Genomic DNA, 8,773 nt, shown 5'->3' on the forward strand with positions numbered 1-8,773 from the left:
CTGTTCTACCCGTTCCTGGAGGCCCGGCACCTCAAGGACTACAAGCACCACAACCTGCTCCAGCGGCCCCGGGACACTCCGGCCCGGACCGCGGCGGGCGCCATGGCGGTCGGGTTCTTCCTGGTCCTGACGCTCTCCGGCGGCAACGACGTCATCGCCGACAAGTTCCAGATCAGCCTGAACGCGATGACCTGGGCCGGCCGGATCGGCCTGCTGGTCGTCCCGCCGCTGGCCTACTACCTCACCTACCGGATCTGCCTGGGTCTGCAGCAGCACGACCGGGAGGTGCTGGCCCACGGCGTGGAGACCGGCATCATCAAGCGGCTGCCCGACGGCCGGTTCGTCGAGGTCCACCAGCCGCTCACGTCGGCCGACGGGCACGACGGGCACGCCCCGGCGCTGGAGTACGTCGGCTGGGTGGTGCCGAAGAAGATGAACCGGCTCGGCGCCCTCGGGCCGGCCGTCCGGGGCTTCTTCTACCCGATCGAGAGGCCGGCCGAGGCACCGGTCTCGCCGGGTCACCCGCCGGTCGAGCCCCGGCCGGAGCGGGAGGAGATCGGCAGCGGCGAGAGCCGCCGCTGACCCGCCCGGGTACGACTGACCGTGGCGCCCGCCGGATCATCCGGCGGGCGCCACGGCCTTTTCACGCCCGGCCGTCCCGTTCCGCCCACGAGACGCCGGTCGGCCCCGCTCCGGTGTCCCGCCACCCCCGGACACGGACGGGTGGAATCGCAGGAATAACCCCGGTCAGCCGGGTATCCGTGCGGTCCAACGTCTCAAGGGGGGGAACGCATGTTGGGAATCAAACGCCTGGGCCTGCTGGCCGCGCTGGTGCTCGTGGGACTGGCACCCGCCGCCGCGGCCCAGGCCGCGGCGCAGCCGTCGACGCAGGACACCCAGTATCTGCAGGCGGTGCACCAGGTGAACCTGTTCGAGATCACCGCGGGTAACCTGGCGCAGCAGAAGGGCCAGAACCAGCAGGTCAAGGACCTGGGCAAGATGTTCGTGACGGACCACACGCAGCTGGACCAGACGGTGCAGTCCACCGCCCAGCAGCTGAACGTCCAGCTGCCGGCCGACCCGACCGCCGACCAGCAGCAGGTCCTCGACCGGCTGAACAACCTGAGCGGCGCCGAGTTCGACAAGGCGTGGGTGACCGCCCAGTTGGCCGGCCACGTCCAGGCCATCCAGGCCACCCAGACCGAGATCTCGCAGGGTTCCGAGCAGTCGGTGGTCCAGATCGCCCAGGACGCCCTGCCGGTCCTCCAGGCGCACTACGACGCGCTGGTGGCCCTGGCCCAGACCCTGGGCGTCCCGGTCCCGCAGACCAGCGCCAGCGGCACGCCCAGCCCGGGCGGCACCACGTCGCCGGCTCCGGGTGGTACCGAGTCGCCGGCTCCGGGCGGCACCGGCACCGAGGAGCCCGCACCGGGCACCACGGAGACCCCGGCGCCCGGCCAGAGCTGACGCGTACGGCCGATCGGTGGCCGGTCCGCCCCACGGGGGTGGACCGGCCACCCGCGTACGGGTCAGTCGGCGTTGGCCAGGCCGATCGCGAACGCCTCCTCCAGGTCGTGCTGGGAGTAGGCGCGGAACGCGATGTGCGACTCGGTGTTGAGCACACCGGGCACCTTGGAGATGCTGCCGGCGATGACCTGGGCGATCTGCTCGAACTCGCGGACCCGGACCATGGCGATCAGGTCGACGTGCCCGGCCACCGAGTAGACCTCGCTGACACCGGGCAGGTTGGCCAGCGTCTCGGCCACCTCGGGAATGGAGTCGGTGGCGCAGTCGATCAGCACGATCGCGGTGATCACGGGACATTTCTCCGTTCGTCGGCGTCGAGGCCCATGCTAAGGGCTGCGGCGGTCACCGGGCCGCCGGGACGGTCAGGTCGGTGCCGGCCCGGATCACCCCGCTGAGGCGTTCCCCGGCGGCGACCGTCGCGCCGGGCCAGACCACCGAGCGGTCCACCGCGCCGCGCACCACCGCGGCCGCCCCGACCACCGAGCGGGTGATCCGCCCGTCGACCGTGGCCGACGGGTCGACCAGGCCGCCGGGGCCGGCCGCGTGCAGGTTGGCGGCCAGGTAGTCGGCCGGGGTGCCGGTGTCGTAGAAGGTGCCCCGGTAGGGGACCACGGTGAGCGCGCCGGCCGCCTCCGCCGGCCGCCAGACCGCCCGGACCAGGTCGCCGAAGCTCGCCGGCAGCTCGCGGACCAGCCGCCAGGGCAGCAGCGAGAACCCCACGAACCGGTGGCCCTCGAACGTGCCGGGGGCCGCCGGGTCGTCCGCCGGCTGGCCGAGCAGGCGTACGCTCCGCCCGTCCCAGCCGTCCAGCAGCGCCGCCAGGTCCGGCCCCGGCGGGGCGTCCGGATCGGACAGGTACGCGTCGGCATTGCCGACCAGCACCCCCCGCCCGGCGATCCAGTCCCGCAGGTTGCCCACCCCGCCGGCGGTGCCGAGCGGGTCGCCCCGCTCGACGGACAGGTGCGCCCGGCCGCCCACGTGCGCCACCACCTGCCCGCCCAGGTAGCAGGCGTTCACCGCGACCCGGTCCGGCCCGGCCAGGCCCAGCCCGGCCAGCCGGTCCAGCGCCCGGTCGAGCAGCGGCACGTTGGCGACCGGGCAGAGCGCCTTGGGCAGGCGCTCGGTGAGCGGGCGCAGCCGGGTCCCCTCGCCGGCGGCGAGCACCACCGCGCAGACGTCCACGGCGGCCCGCCAGCCGGTCGCGGCCGCCGCCCGGGGCGCGGTCACGCGGCCGGTGGCGCCGCCGGCGGGACCTCGCCGGCGCGCGGGCCGATCCCGTAGTAGCGGAGCAGGTTGGCGGTGGCCCGGCTCAGCCGGGGCAGGTCGTCCAGCGGGTGCCAGGCGGCCTCGAAGACCTCGGCCCCGTCCACCGTCAGGTCGGTGCGGGAGGCCGGCACCTCGGCCTCGAAGACCACGTCCACCCAGCCCTTGGCGTGCACCACGGCGTTCGGCACGGCCGGGCGGAGCCGGTCGGGGGAGAGCCGGATGCCGGACTCCTCGTACAGCTCGCGGGCCGCACCGACCACCGGCGCCTCGCCGCGCTGGAGCAGCCCGGCCGGAAGGGTCCAGCTGTGGCCGGGTGGCTGGCGCAGCAGCAGGATCCGCCCCGCCCCGTCGGCCTCGGCGTCCCGGACCAGGGTGACCGCGCCGACGATGTACTTCGGCACGGCGAGCCGGACCAGCCGGCGCCGCAGCGGGACGGGGAGCCGGTAGAAGATCTGGTAGCCGAGGGCCCGGCCGGTGGCACGCGCGCGGGGGATCATGCCTGTAAGGCTAGTGGCCGGGCGGCGTCGGCGGATGAGTGGAGTTCGGCTACTGCCGGTGGTCGACCAGATCGATCAGCTGCCGGACCACCGTGTCGGGCTCCACGGTGCGGTCGAAGACCGCCACCAGCAGGGTCTCCAGATCGGGGTAGCCCAGCTCCTCGGAGAGCCGCAGCAGCGGCAGGTCGCTGGCCAGGCCCCGGTCGTGCTTGCGCAGCGCCAGGCCGATGGTGGCCCGGCCGAGGCGTACCTTGTCGGCGATCGAGATGCCCGGCTCGGTGTGCTCGGCGAACCAGCGGTTGATCTGCATCTGGGCGTGCGGGGACTTGACGAAGCCCAGCCACTCCCGGCGCGGCCCGCGCGGCGCCACGTCGACCTCGAAGCCGCTCTCCGCGTCGCTCTCGGTGAAGATCTCCACGACGTCGCCCTCCTCCAGTTCGGAGGAGAGCGGGGCGAGCCGGCCGTTGATTCGCGCGGCGAGGCAGTGGTCGCCCCGCTCGGTGCCCAGCTCGTAGGCGAGGTCGACCGGGGTGGCTCCGGCCGGCAGCACCACCTGCCGCCCGTCGGCGACCACCTGGATCTGCGCCTCGGCCAGGTCGCAGCGGAGCGACTCCATGAACTGGGTGGGGTCGACCGTCTCCTGCTCCCAGTCGAGCACCCGGCGCAGCCAGGCCAGCTCGTCCGCCCGGTCGGCGGCCCGGCCGGTGGCGCGGGGAAAGCGGTAGTCCGCGGCCACGCCGTATTCCGCGGCGCGGTGCATCTCCTCGGTGCGGATCAGCACCTCGACGGTCCGGTCCTGCGGGCCGCAGACGCTGGTGTGCAGGGACCGGTAGAGGTTGTTCTTCGGGGAGGCGATGAAGTCCTTGAAGCGGCCCGGCACCGGCCGCCAGAGCCCGTGCACCGCGCCGAGCGCGGCGTAGCAGTCGGTGGCCGGGCCGTCCACCACGATGGCGATGCGGGGCAGGTCGTAGGGCGCGGCGTGGTCGCCGGCCACCGTGTCCTTCCAGATCGAGTAGAGGTGCCGGGGTCGGGGGCCGACCTCGGCGTCCACCCGGCTGCGCCGCAACGCCACCCGCGTCTTCGCCACCACGTCGTCGAGGTAGGCGTCCCAGCCCGGCCGGTCGTGCACGAACCGGGCGATCCGCGCGTGCTCCTCCGGTTGCAGGTGCAGCAGGACCACGTCGTCCAGCTCGCGTTTCAGGGTCTGGATGCCCAGCCGGTCGCAGAGCGGGACGAGCACCTCCTGGGTCTTGCGGGCGATCCGCTCACGGGAGGCGGCCGACCGGACCCCGAGGGTGCGCATGTTGTGCAGCCGGTCGGCCAGCTTGATGATCAGCACCCGGACGTCCTTGCCGGCCGCCACGATCATCTTGCGTACGGTCTCCGCCTCGGCGGCCTTGCCGTAGAACGCCTTGTCGAACTTGGTCACCCCGTCGACCAGGTGGGCCACCTGGCGGCCGAAGTCCTCCTGGAGCGCCTGGAGGGTGTAGCGGGTGTCCTCCACCGTGTCGTGCAGCAGCGCGGCGACCAGGGTGGTGGTGTCCATGCCGAGGTCGGCGCAGATCTGGGCGACCGCCAGCGGGTGGGTGATGTAGGGCTCGCCGCTCTTGCGGAACTGGCCGCGGTGCATGTTCTCGGCGATCGTGTAGGCCCGCCGCAGCACCGTGGCGTCGGCGCTGGGATGGATGCCGCGATGGGCGCGGACCAGCGCGGTGACCGGGTCGTTGTCGGTGGTGGGCCAGGTGAGCAGGGAACGCAGCCGACGGGAGAGCGGTAGCTCGCCGGGCTGGGTCGGGAGGGCGCCGCCCAGGGCGGCGCCGTGTCCGGCGTCGACGTCCACCTGGGACACCTCCTCACCCCGGCCCTCGGTCGCCGGGACCGGCGACCGGGAGCAGGCCCGCGAATCGGGCAGGACTGCACTTCTCTAACAGCCTAAGGGAGTTGACGTAGTCCGATCGGACACTTGGTCATGAGCGTTCGGTTGAGAGTTGGCGGGACCCGCCGTTCTCCGCCTTGCTCAGCAGGTCGCGGAAGCGGCCCGCGCCGGCGACCGGCGAGGCCCACCCGGCCGTGGTCTCGACCAGCCGGGTCTCCGGTCGCTCCAACCAGGACAGGATCCGCTCGGTCTCCTCGGCGGTGGCGGCCGGCACCGGGCCGTGCCCGGGCAGGACCGTCTCGGCGGTGGCCCGGATGGCGGCGATGGTCGGTCGCGGGTGGACACCGGGCGGGGACACCCCGGCCCCGGCCAGCCGGCCGTGGCGGACCAGGGCCAGCTCCCAGCCGCCCCGGGCGGCCGGCCGGGCGGCGGCCAGCTCGGCGATGCCGGTGAGCGCGGCCAGCCGCTGCATCCGGACCGCCGCGCGGAGCACCGCGGCCAGCCGGCTGCGGACCACGGCGGCCTCCTCGTAGCGCTGGGCGCGGGAGAGCACCTCGATCCGGGCCAGCAGGGCGTCCACGACGACCTGCGGGTCGTCCCGGGTGGCGGTGCGGAACGGGACGGCGGCGCGGTGGTCGTACTCCTCCGGGGTGATCCGGTGCTCGCAGGGCGCCGGGCAGCGACCCAGCTCGGCCAGCGCGCAGGCCGGCATGGTGGTGCGCCGGGACAGCCGGTGGGTGCACTGGCGCAGCGGCACCGCGTCGTGGAACCCGGCGGCGGCCAGCTCGGCGGCCTGCCTGGACCGGAACGGGCCGAGGTAGGCCGAGTCGGTGGGGGCGAGGTCGCGCACGATCGACAACCGCGGGTAGGCCTCGTCGGTCAGCTTCAGCCAGACCTGGCGCTCCGGATACTTCGACCGCCGGTTGTACGGCGGCGCGTGCGCGGCGATCAGCCGCAGCTCGCGCACCTCGGCCTCCAGCGAATGGGCGCACTCGACCGCCTCCACCCGCTCGGCGGCGGCCAGCATCTCGGAGATCCGGGCCCGCTTCTCGGCCGCCGTGAAGTAGCTGCGCACCCGGGTGGCGATGTCGCCGGAGGTGCCGACGTAGAGCGGGCGGTCGTCGGCGGCCCGGAAGATGTAGACCCCGGGCACCTTCGGCAGCCCGTCGGCGAGGTGCCGCTTGCGCCGCTGCGTCGGGGTGACCGCCCGGGCGAACTCGATGGCCTCGCCGACGGTGTCCACCCGGTGCCCGCCGAGCCGGCCGATCAGGCCGTGCAGCACGTCGACCGTGGCCTTGGCGTCGTCCAGCGCGCGGTGCGTCGGCTGGGTGGCGGTGCGGAAGTAGGCCGCCAGGGTGCCCAGCTTGCGGTTGGGCACCTCGTCGCGGGTGAGCACCCGGCGGGCCAGCGCCGCGGTGTCCAGCACCCGGGGGTTGGGCCAGGAGTAGCCGTGCTTGGCGCAGGCGGCCTTGAGGAAGCCCACGTCGTAGGGGGCGTTGTGCGCCACCAGCACGGCGTCGGAGATGAACTCCAGGAAGCTCGGCAGCACCTGCTCGATCGGCGGGGCGGGGAGCAGCATGGCCTGGGTGATGCCGGTCAGCACGGTGATGAACGGCGGGATCGGCACCCCGGGGTTGACCAGGGTGGCCAGCACGCCCAGCTCCTCGCCGCCGCGGACCTTCACGGCGCCGATCTCGGTGATCCCGCCGCCGTCCGGTGCGCCGCCGGTGGTCTCCAGATCGACCACCACGAAGGTGGTCGCGTAGAGCGGCAGCGCGGGGTCGACCCCCGTGCCCGCCGCCCGGTCCAGGCCGGCCAGCGCCTCCTGGACGTACTCCGCTCGCGTCACCCGCGGCACGCTAGCGGCCGGGTCCGACACTCCCGTCCCAGCAGCCCCAGCCGTTACCACGGGGGTAGGATGAGAGATCGGCTCACTCACCGGGCGGTGGGCCCGTTCGGGGTGGGAGACTTGCCACATGCCCCTCACCGAGCCGCACGACGACCACTCCTCCGCGGAGGAGCCGGTGGTCGGCGCGGGCGACGCCGGTGAGAGCCCGACCGCCCCGCTGGAACCCGAGCCGACCCTGCCCGAGCCGGTCCGGCAGCGGATCGTGGCGCTCACCGCCGCGGTGCTGCCCGGGCTGGCCGCCGACGAGGTGCCGGTGCCGCTGCGCCGGGTGGCCAAGTTCGCCCCCAACCGGCGCGCCCGGCTCGGCGCCCCCGCCATCGCCGCCCAGCTCACCGCCGACCCGCTGTTCCGGCAGCGGGTCACCGCCCGGGTGCTCGCCGACGCCGGCGACCTGGGCGCGGCCGTGGTGGAGGGGACCGCCCCGGCGGCGGCCGACCCGGTCGAGGTGGCCGCCCTGGCCTACCTGGCCCGGCCCCGGGGCTGGCGGGAGCTGATCGAGGCCAGCGGCGCCGCGGTCCGCGCCGAGGCGGACAGCGCGGTCGTGGCCGAGCTGGTCCGCGAGGCCGAGCAACGGGCCACCCGCGCCGAGCACGACCGGGCGGTGGCCCGGGTCGAGGCGGAGAAGCTCCGCGACGAGCTCGCCCGGGTCCGCGAGGAGCTGGGCCAGCTCCGCGAGGAGGCCCGGCAGCTCGCCCGGAGCCTCCGGGAGACCCAGGCCCGGGAGCGCAGGGCCACGGAGATGCTGGCCACCGAGCGGGGCCGCGCGGCCCGCGCGGCGGCCGACGCGGACGCCGAGCTGCGCCGCGCCCGGGCCCGGCTGGCCGAGGCGGAGGCCGCGGCCGGGGTGGCCCGGGTCAGCGCCAAGGAGGCCCGCTCGGTCGACGAGGCGAAGCTGTGGCTGCTGCTGGAGACGATCGGGCAGGCCGCCGTGGGGCTCCGCCGCGAGCTGGCCCTCGACCCGGTGGAGAAGCTGCCCGCCGACTTCGTCGCCGACGCGTTCGCCGACCAGACGGGGGCCGCCCCGGCCGGGGCCGCCGCCCGGGCCCGCGACACCGACGACCCGGCCCGGCTCGACCAGCTGCTCGCCCTGCCCAAGGCGCACCTGGTGGTGGACGGCTACAACGTCACGAAGCGCGGCTTCGGCGAGATGTCGCTGGAGCAGCAGCGCAAGCGGCTGATCAGCGGGCTGGGCGGGATCGCCGCGCAGACCGGCGACGAGGTCACCGTGGTCTTCGACGGCGCCGAGCGGATCCACGGGCTGCCGCCCGCGCCGCGCGGGGTGCGGGTGCTGTTCTCCCGCAAGGGGGAGACCGCGGACGAGCTGATCCGCCGGCTGGTCCGCGCCGAGCCGGCCGGGCGGCCCGTGGTGGTCGTCTCCTCCGACCGCGAGGTCGCCGACGGGGTACGCCGGCACGGCGCCTACCCGCTGGGCGCCGACTCGCTGCTGCGGCGGCTCGCCCGGTCCTGACGCCCGATGATCGGATTCGGGGTGGGTGCTGCCTCGTTGTCCGGTTCTGTCATACCCCCGGCCTAGCCTCGTGGTGACCGACGGTGGTGGGCTCCTCTCCAGTCCGCCACCGGCGACAGCGTCAGGAGGCGTTGATGCTCATCGACTGCGACACCTGCGAGGTCCGCGGCGCCGGCTGCTCCGGCTGCCTGGTGACCGCGCTGCTCGACACCGGTTCCGCGGCGGCCGAC

7 protein-coding genes and 1 pseudogene are annotated in these 8,773 nt (G+C 74.8%); 3 read left to right on the forward strand and 5 right to left on the reverse strand.

The genetic code is table 11. The features are described 5' to 3' along the window. Positions 1-582 (forward strand): annotated as a pseudogene (locus ACW0Q9_RS26410) (cytochrome b); the annotation flags it as partial. Positions 583-792: 210 nt separating this feature from the next. After that, positions 793-1,467, forward strand: a complete 675-nt coding sequence (locus ACW0Q9_RS26415) for a DUF4142 domain-containing protein (protein ID WP_456185802.1) — start codon at positions 793-795, stop codon at positions 1,465-1,467. Positions 1,468-1,529: 62 nt separating this feature from the next. Here ACW0Q9_RS26415 and ACW0Q9_RS26420 read toward each other — a convergent pair whose 3' ends face one another. The 5 genes from ACW0Q9_RS26420 to ACW0Q9_RS26440 form a co-directional block, all read right to left on the reverse strand. Continuing rightward, positions 1,530-1,817 carry an Lrp/AsnC family transcriptional regulator gene (locus ACW0Q9_RS26420; RefSeq protein WP_013287689.1) on the reverse strand — a complete coding sequence of 96 codons (288 nt, stop codon included), beginning with the start codon at positions 1,815-1,817 and terminating at the stop codon, positions 1,530-1,532. Positions 1,818-1,869: 52 nt separating this feature from the next. Then, positions 1,870-2,754, reverse strand: coding sequence for a nucleotidyltransferase family protein (locus ACW0Q9_RS26425; protein WP_456185804.1), 885 nt, complete (start codon positions 2,752-2,754; stop codon positions 1,870-1,872). Beyond that, positions 2,751-3,290 carry an NUDIX hydrolase gene (locus ACW0Q9_RS26430; protein WP_456185806.1) on the reverse strand — a complete coding sequence of 180 codons (540 nt, stop codon included), beginning with the start codon at positions 3,288-3,290 and terminating at the stop codon, positions 2,751-2,753. Before ACW0Q9_RS26430 ends, ACW0Q9_RS26425 begins: the two co-directional genes overlap by 4 nt. Before the next feature lie 49 nt (positions 3,291-3,339). Next, positions 3,340-5,130, reverse strand: a complete 1,791-nt coding sequence (locus ACW0Q9_RS26435) for a RelA/SpoT family protein (RefSeq protein ID WP_456185812.1) — start codon at positions 5,128-5,130, stop codon at positions 3,340-3,342. A gap of 127 nt (positions 5,131-5,257) precedes the next feature. After that, complete coding sequence (locus tag ACW0Q9_RS26440) at positions 5,258-7,015, reverse strand: DEDD exonuclease domain-containing protein (protein WP_456185808.1); 1,758 nt, start codon at positions 7,013-7,015, stop codon at positions 5,258-5,260. A gap of 127 nt (positions 7,016-7,142) precedes the next feature. On the opposite strand from ACW0Q9_RS26440, the gene ACW0Q9_RS26445 reads away from it, so the two are divergent. Next, the gene (locus ACW0Q9_RS26445; protein WP_456185810.1) at positions 7,143-8,543 is read left to right on the forward strand and encodes an NYN domain-containing protein; all 1,401 of its coding nucleotides are present in this window, start codon (positions 7,143-7,145) and stop codon (positions 8,541-8,543) included. The last annotated feature ends 230 nt before the right edge of the window (positions 8,544-8,773 follow it).

The sequence above is a fragment of the Micromonospora sp. I033 genome (assembly GCF_053890995.1).